Genomic DNA, 15,774 nt, shown 5'->3' on the forward strand with positions numbered 1-15,774 from the left:
CAGGTCAGCCCGGCGGCGCTCAGTTCAGGCTGGACGGTGCCGGCCCGGCCACGGGGGGCGGCTCCACGGCCACCGGTGCGGTGACCAGGCCCCATTCCGAGGCCTGCACGGCCTTGTCCAGCAGGCGCATCAGCGCGGTGGACAGGTCGTCGTTCAGGCGCAGTTCAAGGCTGCGGCCGGCGGCCTCGCGCAGGCGGATGGCCAGGCCCTTGCCGTGGTCGCCCGAGCCCAGGTCGATGGAGGTCGGCAGCAGCGGCTCGGCGCCCAGCGGCTCGGCCGCCGGTTCGGCGCTGAACGGGGTCTTGAAGTCGGCCATGGGCAGCGGGCGCTCGCGCGCGGCCTGGGCCAGCATCTCGCGTGCCTCGGGGTGCACCACGGTGGTGGGCGCCACCTGGGTGGCCAGCTCCATGCGCGTCACCAGCTGCTGGAACGGTGGCCACAGCCGCTGCACCATGCGGCGGGTGAGCCACACCGAGAACAACTCGCCGCCACGGGTGCGCACCTGCCAGCTGATGCGATCGGCGTTCGGGTCGTACCGAACCTGCATTTGATGGATGTCCACCGGCGCATTGTGTCGGAAAGCGCTGCCGCCGGCTTTGCTTTGGCCCGGTGTGCAGCGCTTGACCCTGACGCCGCGTGAGGGTGCAAGATGGCCACCGGGACGGCGTGGGCCGTCCGCCAACGGATCAGGGAGCCGGCGCAACATGACCTTGAAGGTGGGCGAACTGGCGCAGCGCAGCGGCCTGACGGTGCGCGCGCTGCACCACTACGACCAGATCGGCCTGCTGGCGCCATCGGCGCGCTCGGAGGCCGGCTACCGGCTCTACACCGCTGCCGATGTGGCGCGGCTGCACGCCATCCAGGCGCTGCGCGGCCTGGGCGTGCCGCTGGGCGAGATCGGCACGCTGCTGGCCAGCGATGGGTCGGATCTTCCGGCCATCGTGGCACGCCAGACCCGCGCGCTGGACCAGCAGATCGCCCAGGCCACGGCGCTGCGTGAGCGGCTCGCGCTGCTGGGCGAGGTGCTGGCCGAAGGCAAGCAACCCGATGTGGACGACTGGCTGGGCACGCTGGGGCTGATGAGCACCTATGCGCGCTATTTCAGCCCCGACGAGATCCGCCGCATCGTGAACGGCTGGCCGCGCGTGGCCGATGAATGGCAGACGGTGGTGCCGGCCATGCAGCGCGCGATGGACGAAGGCCGCCCGCCCGAGGATCCCGAGGTGCAGGTGCTGGTGCAGCGCTGGATGGGCCTGATGCACCGCTGGATGGGCGGTGATTTCGACCTGATGAGCCGCTGGGGCGAGGTGTACGCCAAGGAGCCGCAGACGCACCGGCGCGACGGACCCGGCTTGCCGCTGGTGCGCTTTGTGGAACAGGCCAGCGCACAGCGCATGGCGCTGTGGGAGCAGCACTTCACCCGGGCGGAGCTGTCGCACTTCCGCATGCCCGCGCTGGCGCAGGTGCAGCCGCTGCAGCAGGCGGTGGATGGCGCGCTGGCGGCCGGCGTGCCGGCCCATGGCCCGGCGGCGGCGGCGCTGGTCTCGCAATGGCTGGAGGTGCTGCGCCAGGCCGCTGGCGGCGACGGCGACCGCGCCAGACGCCTGCTGCGCGCCTATGTGCAGGTGCCCGCCATGCGCGCGGGCGTGCGGCTGTCGCACGAGGCGATGGACTTCCTGGTGGCCGCCGCCGAGGCCGCCGGCGTGTGCGCCGAAGAAGCCCCACCCGGCGCCGGCCAAGGGGCTTGACCCTCACGCCACGTCAGGCCCGAGAGTGCGACCCCATGGCCCCGGCACCGTGCCGCGGGGCCCATGCACAGGGAGCGCACACATGTCCACCACCTCGTCCCCAGCCGTGCCCGAGGGCGCGGCGCCGTCAGCGAAGCTTGGATCTCCACCGGCTTCGCCTGGCCGCGTGTTGCTGGCCGATCCGAACTTCCGCTGGCTGATGGCCGGCTCATGGATCACGCTGCTGGGTGACCAGTTCACGCTGGTGGCGCTGCCGTGGGCGGTGATGCGCCTGACCGGCGACACCGCCGTGCTGGGCGCGGTGATGGCCGCCATCGGCCTGCCGCGCGCGCTGCTGATCCTGCTGGGTGGCGCGGTGGTGGATCGCCACTCGCCGCAGCGCGTGCTGATGTGGAGCAAGCACGCCAGCACCGTGCTGCTGGCGGCCCTGGCCGTGCTGGCCTGGCAGGGCGCGCTCACTGCGCCGCTGATCGGCGTGCTGGCGCTGGGCATCGGCGTGGCCACCGCGTTTGGCATTCCGTCGGCCACGGCCATGCTGCCGCAGGTGCTGGCGCCGGCGCTGCTGCAGCCGGCCAACGGGCTGATGATGGCGCTGCGGCAGCTGAGCTTCTTTGTCGGCCCGCTGCTGGCGGGCGGGCTGATCGCCTGGTTGGGTGACACGCCCGCCCACACCGGGCCGGCACCCGGCCTGGCGCTGGCCTTTGCGCTGGATGCGGCCAGCTTTGCGTTGTCGGCCTTCACGCTGTCGCGCGTGGTGTGCCGGCCGCGGCCTGCCGCCGTGCTGCCGCACCCGCCGGTGTGGGCCGCCGTGGGTGAAGGCCTGCGCGCCTTCTGGGCCGATGCGGCGCTGCGCTGCTGCCTGCTTTACTGGGCCGCCGTGGCGGTGCTGATCATGGGGCCGGCGCATGTGGCCATGCCGGTGCTGGCGGCCAGCCGGCCGCACTGGGGCGCGGCGGCCTTTGGTGCGCTGCTGGGTGCACATGGCCTGGGCGCCTTGCTGGGCATGCTGCTGTCTGGCGCGCGGCCGCGCCTGCGCTGGGGCACGCTGGGCCGCACCATCCTGCTGATCGACCTGGTCGTGGGCGCGCTGTTCATGCCGCTGGGCCATGTGGCGGCGCTGTGGCAGGCCCAGGCGCTGATGCTGGCCATCGGCGTGCTGGGCGGCTACATGCAGGTGGCGGTGTTCAGCTGGATCCAGCAGCGCGTGCCGCGCGCACTGCTGGGCCGGGCGATGAGCGTGTTCATGTTCATCTTCATGGGCCTGGTGCCGCTGGCGGGTGCCGTCACCGGCGCGCTGATGCGCCTGGCCACACCGGCCCAGGTGTTCACCGTGGGGGGCGGCGCGCTGGTGGTGCTGGCGCTGGGGGCCTGGGTGGCCACGCCGATGCGCGAGGTGCGCGACGGTGCACCGCCGCCCGCGGCGCCCGCCGCCTCCTGAAGATTTGATCCGGCGCAAGGCGTCACGCCGCGCGCCGGCCTCCGATCGGGGTGCAGGCTTGAAAGGCCCGCTGCGGGCCCCATGTCCCACCGCAATCGGAGGATTCATCCCATGCGTGTCGACAAACTCACCACCGCGTTCCAGCAAGCGCTGCAGGAGGCCCAGAGCCTGGCCGTGGCGCGCGACAACCCCTACATCGAGCCCAGCCACCTGCTGGCCGCCATGCTGGCTCAGCCCGACGGCCCCAAGGCCCTGCTGGACCGCAGCGGCGCCAACACCGCCGCGCTGAAGACGGCCATGGACACCGCGCTCAACGCCCTGCCCAGCGTGCAGGGCGGCTCGGGCGTGCAGGTGGGCCGTGACCTGGTGCAACTGCTGCAGGCCGCCGAGAAAGAGGCCGGCCAGCGCGGCGACCAGTTCATCGCCAGCGAGATGTTCCTGCTGGCCCTGGCCGACAGCAAGACCGACCTGGGCGGCATCGTGCGTGGCCACGGCCTGACGCGCAAGGCGCTGGAGGCCGCCATCACCGCGGTGCGCGGTGGCCAGACCGTGGATTCGGCCGAGGCCGAGGGCCAGCGCGAGGCACTGAAGAAGTACACGCTGGACCTGACCGAGCGCGCCCGCTCGGGCAAGCTGGATCCGGTGATCGGCCGCGACGACGAGATCCGCCGCGCCATCCAGGTGCTGCAGCGCCGCAGCAAGAACAACCCGGTGCTGATCGGCGAGCCGGGCGTGGGCAAGACCGCCATCGTCGAGGGCCTGGCCCAGCGCATCGTGGCCGGCGAGGTGCCCGACACGCTGCGCGACAAGAAGGTGTTGTCACTCGACATGGCGGGCCTCTTGGCCGGCGCCAAGTACCGCGGCGAGTTCGAGGAACGGCTGAAGGCCGTGCTGAAGGAGGTGTCGGCCGACGAGGGCCGCATCATCCTGTTCATCGACGAGCTGCACACCATGGTGGGCGCCGGCAAGGCCGAGGGCGCGATGGATGCCGGCAACATGCTCAAGCCCGCGCTGGCGCGTGGCGAGTTGCACTGCATCGGCGCCACCACGCTGGACGAATACCGCAAGTACATCGAGAAGGACGCCGCGCTGGAGCGCCGCTTCCAGAAGGTGCTGGTCGATGAGCCCAGCGTCGAGGCCACCATCGCCATCCTGCGCGGCCTGCAGGAGAAGTACGAGGTGCACCACGGCGTGGAGATCACCGACCCGGCCATCGTGGCCGCGGCCGAGCTGAGCCACCGCTACATCACCGACCGCTTCCTGCCCGACAAGGCCATCGACCTGATCGACGAGGCCGCGGCCAAGATCAAGATCGAGATCGACTCCAAGCCCGAGGTGATGGACAAGCTGGATCGCCGCATGATCCAGCTGAAGATCGAGCGCGAGGCGATGAAGAAGGAGCACGACGAGGGCTCGCAGAAGCGCCTGGCGCTGATCGAGGAAGAGATCGCCAAGCTGCAGCGCGAGTACGCCGACCTCGAAGAGATCTGGAAGGCCGAGAAGGCCACGGCCCAGGGCTCGGCCCAGATCAAGGAAGAGATCGACCGCCTGCGCTTCCAGATGGAAGAGTTGAAGCGCAAGGGCGACTTCAACAAGGTGGCCGAGCTGCAGTACGGCCGGCTGCCCGAGCTGGAAAAGCGCCTGAAGGAAGCGCAAGCCAAGGAAGCCGGCAAGAAGGCCGGCGGCCAGGGCCCGCAGCTGCTGCGCACGATGGTGGGCGCCGAGGAGATCGCCGAGGTGGTGTCACGCGCCACCGGCATCCCTGTCAGTAAGCTGATGCAGGGCGAGCGCGACAAGCTGCTGCAGATGGAAGACAAGCTGCACCAGCGCGTGGTGGGGCAGGACGAGGCCATCGTGGCCGTGTCGGACGCCATCCGCCGCAGCCGCGCCGGCCTGAGCGACCCGAACCGGCCGCTCGGCTCGTTCCTGTTCCTCGGCCCCACCGGCGTGGGCAAGACCGAGCTGTGCAAGGCGCTGGCCGGCTTCCTGTTCGACAGCGACGACCACATGGTGCGCATCGACATGAGCGAGTTCATGGAGAAGCATTCGGTGAGCCGCCTGATCGGCGCGCCCCCCGGCTATGTGGGCTATGAGGAAGGCGGCACGCTGACCGAGGCCGTGCGCCGCAAGCCCTACAGCGTGATCCTGCTCGACGAGGTGGAGAAGGCCCACCCGGATGTGTTCAACGTGCTGCTGCAGGTGCTGGACGATGGCCGCCTGACCGACGGGCAGGGCCGCACCGTGGACTTCAAGAACGCGGTGATCGTGATGACCAGCAACCTGGGCTCGCACCTGATCATGTCGATGGCCGGCGAGCCGTCACCGGTGATCAAGGACGCGGTGTGGGCCGAGGTCAAGCAGCACTTCCGCCCCGAGTTCCTGAACCGCATCGACGAGACCGTGGTGTTCCACGCGCTCGATCAGCAGCACATTCAGAGCATCGCCAAGATCCAGTTGCAGGCGCTGGAAGCGCGGCTGGCGCGCATGGAGATCAAGCTCGATGTCTCGCCCGAGGCGCTGAGCGAGATCGCCAAGGTCGGCTTCGACCCGGTGTTCGGTGCCCGGCCGCTCAAGCGCGCCATCCAGGCGCGCATCGAGAACCCGCTGGCCAAGCTGATCCTGCAGGGCCGCTTCGGTCCGAAGGACACCGTGCCGGTGACGGTGGAAGGCGGCGAGTTCAGCTTCGGCCGGACGGTGCACTGAGCGTCAGAGGGGCGCGCGGCTCAGCGCCGCGCGGCCATCGCGTGGCGGGCCTGCACGTAGCCGAAGGCGAAATCCACCGACTCGTGGATGTCGCGCGCCGTGGCCTCGCGCTCCTTCACGGTGGTGAAGAAGGCCAGGTCAGCGGCGTGGCGGATGTAGCGCGGCTGCATGCGGTTGAGCGCCACGCAGGCCACGTCGGCCAGCAGGTCGGCGTTGTCGGCCAGCGCCGGGTACTGCGGCGCCATCCGGGCCACGGCCTCGAACACCGCCTCTTCGTGCACGTTGTGCACCGAGCTGAAATCCATGGGAGCAGTCCTCTCGCGCTTCGGGGGATCGACACTGTATCGGCCTTCCCGCCGGCATCTTGAGGTGACACGGCTGACAGGCGGGTGACACGCGAACTCAGGCTGCCGGGGGCACGGCGTCGAGCAGGCGAAAGCGCAGCAGCGCCAGGTTGGCATGGGCCCGCTCGAGCACCGCGACGAAGCCCAGCCCCGGCTGGCCCGGCAGGCCGCGCAGCAGGCTCTGCCACGGGCCGGCGGTGACCAGCACCTCGTCGGGCGCCTGCGCCAGCCCGGCCAGCGCGGCATGGGCGCGGCGTGCGGCGCACAGGCCCTGGGTCACGGCGGCCAGGTCGGGGCGGTCCTGCGGCGCGGGTACAGCGCCGGCGTTCTGGCAGTCGGTGGCCAGCAGGTCGCCGTCGCGCAGGTCGACGATGGCGCAGGCGCGCACGCCGTCGGTGCGGGCCAGCGGGGCCAGCAGGCGCGCCAGCGCGGCCGGTGACACGGATGGCAACACGGCGGCTGCCTGGGACAGCGCGATGTCGTCGTGCCGGTCCAGGGGGTCGGCGGCGTGGCCGTCGTGCGGCGCCTCGGGCCCGCGCGCGGGGGGCGGGGTGTAGGCGCGCGTGGCCTCCCAGGCACCCAGCACGCTGTTCCACACGCCGGCCGGGCTGCCCTCGGCTTCGGTGACGGCCAGCACGCGCACATGGGCCGGCCAGGCCTGGGCCTCGATGCGCGCACCCAGCGCCGCGGCCGCCGGCGGCAGCACGAACACCAGCCACGGGCAGGCCCAACCGGGCGCCCGCGTGGCGGCCAGCAGCGCGCGCAGGTGCGACAGCAGCGCATGCGGCTGCAGCGTGCCCACGATCACCGCGGTGAGTGCGCTGCCTTCGGCCAGCGCGTGGGCGATCTCCTCGGCCGGCGCGCCGGGCACGCGGATGTCGGGGTGCAGCACCTTCAGCGGCGGCAGGCCCCGGCGCGGCACGCTCAGGCGCTCGATCAGTGCCAGCGTGCGCAGCGTGGCCCGCTCGCGCAGGTTCAGCCGCTCGATCGGGCAGGCCGCCGCGTCCGACAGCGCATGCAGCACCTGCGGCGCCCACAGGCGCGAGGGGTCGAGCAGCGTGATCATCGGTCGTGCGGCGCCGGGCTGCAGCTCGCGCCGGGCCGCGAAATGGCTGCGCATGGCCTCGGCCGGCGAGGTGTCGACCACCACGTCCACCATCGGCGACAGCGTGTCGGCCAGCGCCTCGGCGGCGCGCGCCAGCGTGGCCTGTGCCGGCCGGCCGACGGTGCCGGCGGAGGGGGTGGCGGCCTCGTCCAGTCGTCGCGGGGCCAGGTCCCCGAACAGGCTCTCGATCATCGCGTGCTCCCATGGGCTGTTGTTGCGGCCCACTCTAGGCAGCCTGCTTTGCCCATTGGTTTCGCGATGTAGCGCCCGTGCGTGTCCGCCTACGGCTGCTTACAAGCCTTGCAGGCCGGCGCCGCGGCTCGTGGCGAAGAAGCGACTGGGCGGCTGCCCCACGGTGCGCCGCACCATGGCGGTGAAGGCGCTGGCGCTGGCATAGCCCAGTTCGCCAGCGATCAGCGCCACCGGGCGGCCGCGCGCGGCCAGCGCCAGCGCCTGGGCCAGCAGCACCTGCTCGCGCCAGCGGCCGAAGCTGGTGGACAGCTCGTCGCGGAACAGCCGCGCCAGCGTGCGCGGGCTGGCGCCCACGCCGTGCACGCCCTGGGCCCAGTCGGCCAGCGTGGCGTGGCGCGCCGGCTCGTCGATCACCGCCTGGCACAGCGCGCGCAGCCGCTTGTCGCGCGGCAGTGCGATACCCAGGCGCACCGGCCGTGCGCGGCCCAGCTCGTCGGCCACCAGCGCGCTAAGCAGGGCCTCGCGCCGCAGGTCGGCGGCGGTGGGGGCTGGCGCGTCGTCGGGGCGGGCGTCCAGCTGCAGCGCCAGCGCGCGCAGCAGGTCGCTGACCTCCAGCACGCGGCAGTGGCGCCAGGGGGCGTCGGCGCTGGCGGTGTCGGCCTCGGACCGGTCGGCCGCCGCCGCGTCGTCGTCCAGCGCCCGGCCCGGCCCGCAGCGGCCGGGGGGCTGGTGCAGGTAGAGCGTGACCATCAGCGTGTCTTCCAGCACCGTGACGGCATGTTCCACGCCGGGCGGAATCCACAGCGCGCGCGAGGGCGGCACCAGGTAGGTGCCGTTCTCGGCGGTCAGGCGCGTCACGCCCTCGATCGAGAACGCCACCTGCGCCCAGGCATGGCGGTGCGGCACCACCTGCTGCTGTGGCGTGAGCCGGCGCTGCTTGGCACGCACCGGGCGCCCGGCGCTGGGCGCATACAGCTGCGGCGTCAGCGGTGCGATGGCAGTGCGCGGCGGGGCTGTGGCGGGGCCCTTGACGGCCGGCTTGGCAGGGGCCTGGGATGCATCGGCTGGCATTGGCGCGATCTCGACAGTTCTTGTCCGTTCATCGTAAACCTGCCGCGGCCATGCCACCTAGGATGCCTCCGATGCGCTCTTCTCCCACCCCCACCGCACCCGCCGCCCTGGCCAGCGCCAGCGCGCTGCGCCAGGACGCCCGCACCATCGGCCTGATCGGCCTGGCGCATGGCAGCTCGCACTTCTTCCACATGCTGCTGCCGCCGATGTTCCCGTGGCTGATCGAGGCCTTCCACCTCAGCTATGCCGAGCTGGGCTTCCTGGTCAGCCTGTTCTTCGTGATCTCGGGCGTGGGCCAGGCGCTGTCGGGCTTTCTGGTCGACCGCGTGGGCGCCCGGCCGGTGCTGTTCACGGCGCTGGGTTGCTTCGTCGCGTCGTCGCTGGCGGCGGCCTCGGCCCAGGGTTACGGCGGGCTGATGCTGGCGGCGGCCCTGGCCGGCCTGGGCAATGCGCCGTTCCATCCGGTGGACTTCACCATCCTGAACAAGCGCGTCTCGGCGCCGCGCCTGGGCCATGCCTTCTCGGTGCACGGCATCTCGGGCAACCTGGGCTGGGCGCTGGCGCCGGTGTTCCTGGGCGGCATCACGGTGGCCAGCGGCTCGTGGCGCATGGCCTATGCGGCGGCGGCGGTCTATGCGCTGCTGGTGCTGGCGGTGCTGCTGCTGAACCGCGACGCCATCGACGACCGCCTGGGCGCCTGGGCGCATGACAAGCCGGCCGCGCCGGGCAAGCCCGCGGCGGCGGCGCCGGCCGGCGAGCATGCGCTGGCCTTTCTGAGGCTGCCGTCGGTGTGGCTGTGCTTCTCGTTCTTCTTCTGGACCACGGTGGCGCTGTCGGCCATCCAGAGCTTCGCCTCGCCCGCGCTGCGCGCCATGTACGGGCTGCCGCTGTCGCTCACGGCGCTGGTGGTCACAGGCTACATGCTGGCCGGCGCGGCCGGCATGGTGATCGGCGGCTTCATCGTCGCGCGGGCCGAGCGGCTGGAGCGCGTGATCGCCCTGTGCCTGGGCTTTTGCGGCCTGATGCTGGTGCTGGTGGGCACCGGCTGGCTGCCGGGCCCGGCAGCGCTGGCGGTGGCGGCGCTGGCCGGCCTGGGCACCGGCCTGGCCGGCCCCTCGCGCGACATGCTGATCAAGCGCGCCGCGCCCCCGGGCGCCACCGGCCGCGTCTACGGCACGGTGTACTCGGGTCTGGACCTGGGCTTCGCGCTGGCCGCGCCGCTGCTGGGGCGGCTGATGGACGCGGGCCAGGCCCATGCGATCTTCTTCGTCTCGGCCGGGGCGCTGATCGCCGGGGTGGCCTCGGCGGCCCTGGTGGGCCGTGGCATCGCGGCGTTGCGCTTGCAGGCTGCACGGATGCCCGCCGCGGCCGGCTAAAGTGGCTGCATGACCGCACCCACTGCTCCTGCCCACGCTGCCCCCGTCACCCCACGCCTGGCCGGCCATGCGCTGGTGGAGGCGCTCATCGCGCAGGGCGTCGCCACCGTGTTCGGCGTGCCGGGAGAAAGCTACCTGGCCGTGCTGGACGGCTTCCACGCCCACCGCGAGGCCATCCGCTTCATCGCCTGCCGCCAGGAGGGCGGCGCCGCCTTCATGGCCGAGGCCCAGGGCAAGCTGAGCGGCCGGCCGGGCGTGTGCTTCGTCACCCGCGCGCCGGGCGCCACCAATGCCAGCATCGGCCTGCACACGGCCTTCCAGGACTCGACGCCGATGGTGCTGTTCATCGGCCAGGTGGCCAGCGACCAGCGCGACCGCGAGGCCTTCCAGGAACTCGACTACCGCCAGTTCTTTGGCCCCGGCACGCTGGGCATGGCCAAGTGGGTGGGCGAGGTGCAGGACCCGCACCGCCTGCCCGAGTACGTGGCGCGCGCCTTCCACACCGCCTTGCAGGGCCGCCCTGGCCCGGTGGTGCTGGTGCTGCCCGAAGACATGCTCACGCAGCCCACCGCCGCACCGGTGCTGCCGCGCGCCGAGGCCGCCCATGCCTGGCCGGCGCCGGGCCCGCTGCGCGACCTGCGTGCGCTGCTGATGCAGGCCCAGCGCCCCTTCGTCATTGCCGGCGGCGGCGGCTGGGACGCCGAGGCCGCGCGCGCGCTGGAGCGCTTTGCCGAGAACTGGCAGCTGCCGGTGGGCTGCGGCTTCCGCTTCCAGGACACCTTCGACAACCGCCACGCGCTGTATGCGGGCGATGTGGGCATCGGCATCAACCCGAAGCTGGCGCAGCGCATCCAGGAGGCCGATCTGGTGATCGCGCTCGGCGTGCGCCTGGGCGAGATGACCACCGGCGGCTACACGCTGCTGAAGGCGCCGCGCCCGGTGCAGAAGCTGGTGCACATCCACGCCGGGCCCGAGGAACTGGGCCGCGTGTATGCCGCCGACCTGATGCTGCAAGCCAGCATGGCCTGCGCCGCCAAGGCGCTGGAATCGCTGGCCGCACCGGTGGACGTGCCCTGGCGCGACTGGGCCGCCGCCGCCCATGCCGACTACGAGGCCAACCACACCGCTCCGGCCGTCGAGCCGCTGGACATGGCCGTGGTGATGAAGACCGTGCAGCGCCTGGCGCCGGCCGACACCGTCTACACCAACGGCGCCGGCAACTTCAGCGGCTGGCTGCACCGCTACGTGCGCTACCACGGTCTGCAGCACCATGGCCGCACCCAGCTGGCCTGCACCAATGGCGCCATGGGCTACGGCTTCCCGGCGGCGGTGGGCGCGGCGCTGCTGCACCCAGAGCGCACCGTGGTCAACGTGGCCGGTGACGGCGACTTCCTGATGAACGGCCAGGAGCTGGCCACCGCCACCGGCTACCTGCCGAGCGAGCGCCGCGGACAGCTGATCAGCATCGTGGTCGACAACGGCACCTACGGCACGATCCGCATGCACCAGGAGCGCGAGTACCCCGGCCGCGTGAGCGGCAGCGACCTTTACAACCCCGACTTCGCAGCGATGGCACGTGCCTTCGGCTGGCGCGCCGCACGGGTGGAGCGCACGGCCGACTTCGAGGCCGCCTTCGCCGAGGCGCTGCGCCCCGGCGCACCGATGCTGATCCACCTGAAGCTCGATGCCGAGGTGAGCACCTCGCGCACCACGCTGAGCGCCATCCGCGCAGCGGCGGTCAAGGCCGGGCGCTGAGCCGCGCGCGGGCCGCGCGGCCCGCTGAACTGGCCAGCGCGCGTGCGGCACCCCGCGGTGGCCGTGCGCCGGCTCAAGTCGGGGCGCAGGCGGCCGATATCCCGGGTCGAACCACGGGAATCCCGCCTTGCTCCGACCTGATCGCCCAGCCCCTTCTGCCTCGGCCGTGCTGGCCGCCTCGGTGTGCGCCGCCTGCCTGGCCTGGACCGCCGGCCCGGCGGCCGCACAGACCGGCGGCAGCCGGCCACCGGCCGGTACCAGCACCGCAGCCGCCCCGGCCACCGATGCCCAGCGCAACCTGAAGGTGCAGCCCGCGGCGCCCGTGGCCCAGGCCGCGCGCCGCGTGGCCCTGGTGATCGGCAACGAGGCCTACCGCGACGCGCCGCTGTCGAACCCGGTGAACGACGCCACCGAGATGGCCCGCGCGCTGCAGGCGGCCGGCTTCGACGTGCTGCTGCGCACCAATGCCGACCAGCGCGAGATGCTGGCCGTGCTGCGCGAGTTCGGCAACCGGCTGCGTGGCAGCCAGGCGGGGGTGTTCTATTTCGCCGGCCACGGCATGCAGATCAAGGGCCGCAACCACCTGATCCCCGTGGGCGCCGACATCCAGCGCGAGGACGAGGTGGCCTACCAGTCTTTGGATGCCCAGGCCGTGCTCGACAAGATGGAAAGCGCGGGCAACGGCGCCAACCTGATGATCCTGGACGCCTGCCGCAACAACCCGTTCGCGCGCAGCTTCCGCTCGTCGGTGCAGGGCCTGGCGCAGATGGACGCGCCGGTGGGCACGCTGGTGGCCTTCGCCACCTCGCCCGGCGCCGTGGCCAGCGATGGCAGCGGCCGCCACGGCCTGTACACCCAGCACCTGCTGGAGGCCATGCGCAAGCCCGGGCTGAAGGTGGAGGACGTGTTCAAGCAGGTGCGTGCCGCCGTGCGCCGCGCCTCGCAAGGCAAGCAGGTGCCGTGGGAAAGCACCTCGCTGGAAGGCGACTTCTACCTGGCCGGCGAGCCGCCGCCGGTGGCGCCGCCCGCACCGGTGCCGCCGCCGGTCCCCATCCCCGCACCACCGCCGGTGGACGTGACCGCCGCGCTCGACGACGCGCTGTGGCAGACCGTGCAGGGCAGCCGCGTGCTGGCCGAGGTGCAGGCCTATCTGACGCGCTTTCCGGCCGGCCGCCATGCCGCCGATGCCCGCCGCCGGGTGGCGGAGCTGACGCCGCCGCCCGTTGCGCCACCGCGCCCACCGGCACCGGTACCCGCACCCGCACCCGCACCCGCACCGGCAGTCGTGTTGCCGGTGCCGGCGCCGGCGCCACAGGCCGTGCCCATCCTCGCCGCGCCGGGGCCGGGCGCCACCGCGCCCGACAGCGACCGTGACCGCCGCACCCAGCAGGTGCTGGCCGAACTGGGCCGCCCACCTGCCGCCGCGCCGCGGCCGGCTGCGCCGACCGTGCTGGCCGCAGCGCCTGCCACCGCACCGCCCCCTGCGCCGATCCCGGCACCTGCCCCTGCACCTGCCGCTGCATCTGTCGCTGCCGTTCCGCCACGTCTGCCCCCCGGCGCCGATGCCGACGTCGAGGCCCTGAAGGCCGCCCAGCGCCAGCGCACCGCCGAACTGCTGGCCCAGCTGGCGCCGCCGGTGGCCGCCCCGGTGCCGCCGTCGCAGCGCAATGCCTTCGGCTTTGCCGCGGGCGACCAGTGGCGCTACCGCGTGATCGACCGGCTTAAAGGCGGCGACATCACGCAGACCTACCGCCGCCGCATCGAGCGCGTGCTGCCCGATGGGCAGCTGCAGGACGGCAAGCTGCTGATGACGGCCGCCGGCAGCGTGGTGGCGTCCGAGCATGGCAATGGCGACCGCGAGACCTGGCCCGAGCCGCTGGAGCTGTTTGGCGCCTTGCCCCGCGCGGGCCAGAGCCGCGAGCTGCGCGCCGTGCGCGAGCTGCGCGAGGCCGGCGGCACGGTGCACCGCTCGGTGTTCAGCGGCAGCCTGCAGGTGGCCGGCCGCGAGACCGTGCGCACGCCGGCCGGCGACTTCGAGGCGCTGCGCGTCGACGTGTCCTTGCGTGGCGACACCTCGCGCAGCGACGGCGGCCGCTCGTACCTGCTGTTCTGGAAGCGCACCTACTGGTTCGCGCCCGAGTTGGGCTTGCCGGTTGCCATCGACTACGAGCACCGCTCGGACAGCACTCTGACCAGCCGCACCCGCCATGAACTGGTGAGCGTGGACACCGCACGCCAGCGCGACACGCTGGCCAAGGCCACGCCATGAGCGGCCGGCGGCTCGCGCGCGGTGCGCGCATCCTGGCCGCGGGCCTGGCCATGCTGACCGTGGGGGCGCTGGCGCCGGTGGCCGTGGCCGGCCCAGCTTCCGGGGGAGCCGAGGATGCCGGCCCGGCCGTAGCCGCGACGCCGTCGCCCCGTGCCGGCCGCCATGCCCTGATCATCGGCGTGGGCCGCTACCAGGCCGATCCGGCGCGGCCGGTCACGCCGCTGGCCGGTGTGGCGCATGACATGCACAGCGCCCGCAGCATCGCCGCGATGCTGCAGGTGCCAGCCGCCAACACCGTGGTGCTGCAGGACGCCCAGGCCACGCGCGCCGGCATCGAGCAGGCGCTGGCGGCGCTGCGTGCACGCGTGCAGCCGGGCGACCGGGTGTTCATCTACTGGTCGGGCCACGGCTCGCGCTACTACGACGAACACGCCCAGGCCTGCGTGGAGACGCTGATCCCGCACGACCTGAAGGATTTCAGCCACCGCGAGTTCGCGCAGCGCGTGCGGCCCATCGGCGAGGTGGCCGACAAGCTGTTCGTCGTCTACGACGCCTGCCACTCGGGTGGGGCCACCACGCCGGGCACGGCGCCGGCGCGCAGCTGGGGCGGCTTCCAGCCCAAGACCTCGGGCGTCAGCGCGCAGTGCAGCGTGGCCAGCAATGTGCGCCACCGCGGCTTCGAGGCCGCCGCCGGCGCGGCCGGCATGGGCCTGGGCGACGTGGTGCACATCGCCTCGTCTCGGCCCGACGAGGTCAGCTTCGACAATCCTGCCGCCGGCGGCCTGGCCACCGTGGCGCTGCGGCGCTGCCTGCAGGGCGAGGCGCGCGACCTGGACGGCAGCGGCGCCGTCTCGGCCGGCGAGGTGGTGGCCTGCGCCCAGGCCCTGGTGGAACGCACGCTGGCCGACCAGCCGCAGCTGCTGCCGCATCACCTCACGCTGGCCGGCAACCGCGAGTTCGTGCCGGCCTGGTTCTCGCGGCCGGCATCGGTGGCACCCGCTGTCGCGGCACCGGCTGCACCGGTGGTACCGGCGGCGCCCGCCGCTGCGGCCAACCGGCCGCCCCTGCGCGATCCCACGCCGGCCGAGCTGCTGCTGCAGCTGCATGCCCAGCGCGACACCAAGCGCCGCGTCGACCTGACGCTGGACGCGCCGCGCCTGCGCATCGGCAGCGACGCGCTGGGCCTGGCCGTGCGCTCCAGCCATGCCGGCCATGTGCATGTGCTGATGGCCGGCACCGATGGCCGCTCGCTGACGCTGCTGTTCCCCAATGCCCTGGACCGCGACAACCGCATCGCCGCTGGCCAGACGCTGATGCTGCCGCGCCCGGCCTGGCGCCTGGTGGCCGGCGGGCCGGCCGGGCGCGACCGCCTGCTGGTGCTGGTGACCGATGCGCCGCCCGACCTGTCGGCCCTGCCGGCATCGGCGGCGGGCCCGTTCGTGCAGCCGGTGCTGGACCTGTCGGGGCGCGGCGCACTGCAGCGTCTGTTCGCGCTGGCCGGTGCCGGCGGGTCCGGGGCCGGCCGGTCCGATGCGTTCGGTGCGGCCTGGCTCGATGTCGACGAATTCTGAGTCGCCAAGCCATCAGTTCTGATGCGGCGAGACCTGCACGCGCCGCTGACCGCCCAGATGTGCGGACAGCGGTTACGCCGTTCTCGGGATGACCCTGCGCGCCGCGCGGTCCTATGATGCGGCGTTGCCTGGATGGCGTCCGCCGCTGTCGCTCCGAGCCCACCGGTCGGGCGTGCCATCGGGCCCGCGCAACCGATGGAGG

Annotated in this window: 11 protein-coding genes; 7 read left to right on the forward strand and 4 right to left on the reverse strand. The window is 73.0% G+C overall.

Annotated elements, in window-relative coordinates:
* Positions 1 to 19: 19 nt before the first annotated feature.
* Positions 20 to 562 carry a hypothetical protein gene (locus tag AACH10_RS09665; protein ID WP_341410178.1) on the reverse strand — a complete coding sequence of 181 codons (543 nt, stop codon included), beginning with the start codon at positions 560 to 562 and terminating at the stop codon, positions 20 to 22.
* Between the two features lie 142 nt (positions 563 to 704).
* Here AACH10_RS09665 and AACH10_RS09670 point away from each other — a divergent pair, with 142 nt between their 5' ends.
* The 3 genes from AACH10_RS09670 to clpB all read left to right on the forward strand — a co-directional run bounded on the left by AACH10_RS09670 (position 705) and on the right by clpB (position 5,889).
* A complete protein-coding gene (locus AACH10_RS09670) occupies positions 705 to 1,748 on the forward strand; it encodes a MerR family transcriptional regulator (RefSeq protein ID WP_341410179.1) in 1,044 nt (347 codons plus the stop codon).
* An 82-nt stretch (positions 1,749 to 1,830) separates the two neighbouring features.
* Positions 1,831 to 3,186, forward strand: a complete 1,356-nt coding sequence (locus tag AACH10_RS09675) for an MFS transporter (RefSeq protein ID WP_341410180.1) — start codon at positions 1,831 to 1,833, stop codon at positions 3,184 to 3,186.
* 111 nt (positions 3,187 to 3,297) lie between these two features.
* Complete coding sequence (clpB, locus tag AACH10_RS09680) at positions 3,298 to 5,889, forward strand: ATP-dependent chaperone ClpB (protein ID WP_341410182.1); 2,592 nt, start codon at positions 3,298 to 3,300, stop codon at positions 5,887 to 5,889.
* Positions 5,890 to 5,909: 20 nt separating this feature from the next.
* On the opposite strand, the gene AACH10_RS09685 is transcribed toward clpB, so the two are convergent.
* From AACH10_RS09685 to AACH10_RS09695, 3 genes are all read right to left on the reverse strand, one after another.
* Positions 5,910 to 6,194, reverse strand: a complete 285-nt coding sequence (locus AACH10_RS09685; protein WP_341410183.1) for a late competence development ComFB family protein — start codon at positions 6,192 to 6,194, stop codon at positions 5,910 to 5,912.
* A gap of 97 nt (positions 6,195 to 6,291) precedes the next feature.
* On the reverse strand, positions 6,292 to 7,530 hold the full coding sequence (locus AACH10_RS09690; RefSeq protein ID WP_341410184.1) for a hypothetical protein: 1,239 nt from the start codon (positions 7,528 to 7,530) through the stop codon (positions 6,292 to 6,294).
* Positions 7,531 to 7,629: 99 nt separating this feature from the next.
* Positions 7,630 to 8,601 carry an AraC family transcriptional regulator gene (locus tag AACH10_RS09695; protein ID WP_341410185.1) on the reverse strand — a complete coding sequence of 324 codons (972 nt, stop codon included), beginning with the start codon at positions 8,599 to 8,601 and terminating at the stop codon, positions 7,630 to 7,632.
* 71 nt (positions 8,602 to 8,672) lie between these two features.
* Between AACH10_RS09695 and AACH10_RS09700 the strand changes: the two genes are divergently transcribed.
* The 4 genes from AACH10_RS09700 (at position 8,673) to AACH10_RS09715 (ending at position 15,572) form a co-directional block, all read left to right on the forward strand.
* Positions 8,673 to 9,977, forward strand: coding sequence for an MFS transporter (locus AACH10_RS09700; RefSeq protein ID WP_341410186.1), 1,305 nt, complete (start codon positions 8,673 to 8,675; stop codon positions 9,975 to 9,977).
* Positions 9,978 to 9,986: 9 nt separating this feature from the next.
* A complete protein-coding gene (locus AACH10_RS09705; protein ID WP_341410187.1) occupies positions 9,987 to 11,732 on the forward strand; it encodes a thiamine pyrophosphate-binding protein in 1,746 nt (581 codons plus the stop codon).
* A gap of 127 nt (positions 11,733 to 11,859) precedes the next feature.
* Positions 11,860 to 14,001: a caspase family protein gene (locus tag AACH10_RS09710; protein WP_341410188.1), complete on the forward strand. Its 2,142-nt coding sequence runs from the start codon at positions 11,860 to 11,862 to the stop codon at positions 13,999 to 14,001.
* Positions 13,998 to 15,572 carry a caspase family protein gene (locus AACH10_RS09715; RefSeq protein WP_341410189.1) on the forward strand — a complete coding sequence of 525 codons (1,575 nt, stop codon included), beginning with the start codon at positions 13,998 to 14,000 and terminating at the stop codon, positions 15,570 to 15,572. The genes AACH10_RS09710 and AACH10_RS09715 overlap by 4 nt, the downstream gene beginning before the upstream one ends.
* Positions 15,573 to 15,774: the final 202 nt, after the last annotated feature.

Origin of the sequence: Pseudaquabacterium inlustre (genome assembly GCF_038066595.1) — a bacterium.
Classification (GTDB): Bacteria; Pseudomonadota; Gammaproteobacteria; order Burkholderiales; family Burkholderiaceae_C; genus Pseudaquabacterium; species Pseudaquabacterium inlustre.

Bases quoted from the DNA above. Each gene is read 5' to 3' on its own strand.
- AACH10_RS09670 (WP_341410179.1), top strand. From the start codon at position 705: ATGACCTTGAAGGTGGGCGAACTGGCGCAGCGCAGCGGCCTGACGGTG.
- AACH10_RS09675 (WP_341410180.1), top strand. From the start codon at position 1,831: ATGTCCACCACCTCGTCCCCAGCCGTGCCCGAGGGCGCGGCGCCGTCA.
- clpB (WP_341410182.1), top strand. From the start codon at position 3,298: ATGCGTGTCGACAAACTCACCACCGCGTTCCAGCAAGCGCTGCAGGAG.
- AACH10_RS09685 (WP_341410183.1), bottom strand. From the start codon at position 6,194: ATGGATTTCAGCTCGGTGCACAACGTGCACGAAGAGGCGGTGTTCGAG.
- AACH10_RS09690 (WP_341410184.1), bottom strand. From the start codon at position 7,530: ATGATCGAGAGCCTGTTCGGGGACCTGGCCCCGCGACGACTGGACGAG.
- AACH10_RS09695 (WP_341410185.1), bottom strand. From the start codon at position 8,601: ATGCCAGCCGATGCATCCCAGGCCCCTGCCAAGCCGGCCGTCAAGGGC.
- AACH10_RS09700 (WP_341410186.1), top strand. From the start codon at position 8,673: ATGCGCTCTTCTCCCACCCCCACCGCACCCGCCGCCCTGGCCAGCGCC.
- AACH10_RS09705 (WP_341410187.1), top strand. From the start codon at position 9,987: ATGACCGCACCCACTGCTCCTGCCCACGCTGCCCCCGTCACCCCACGC.
- AACH10_RS09715 (WP_341410189.1), top strand. From the start codon at position 13,998: ATGAGCGGCCGGCGGCTCGCGCGCGGTGCGCGCATCCTGGCCGCGGGC.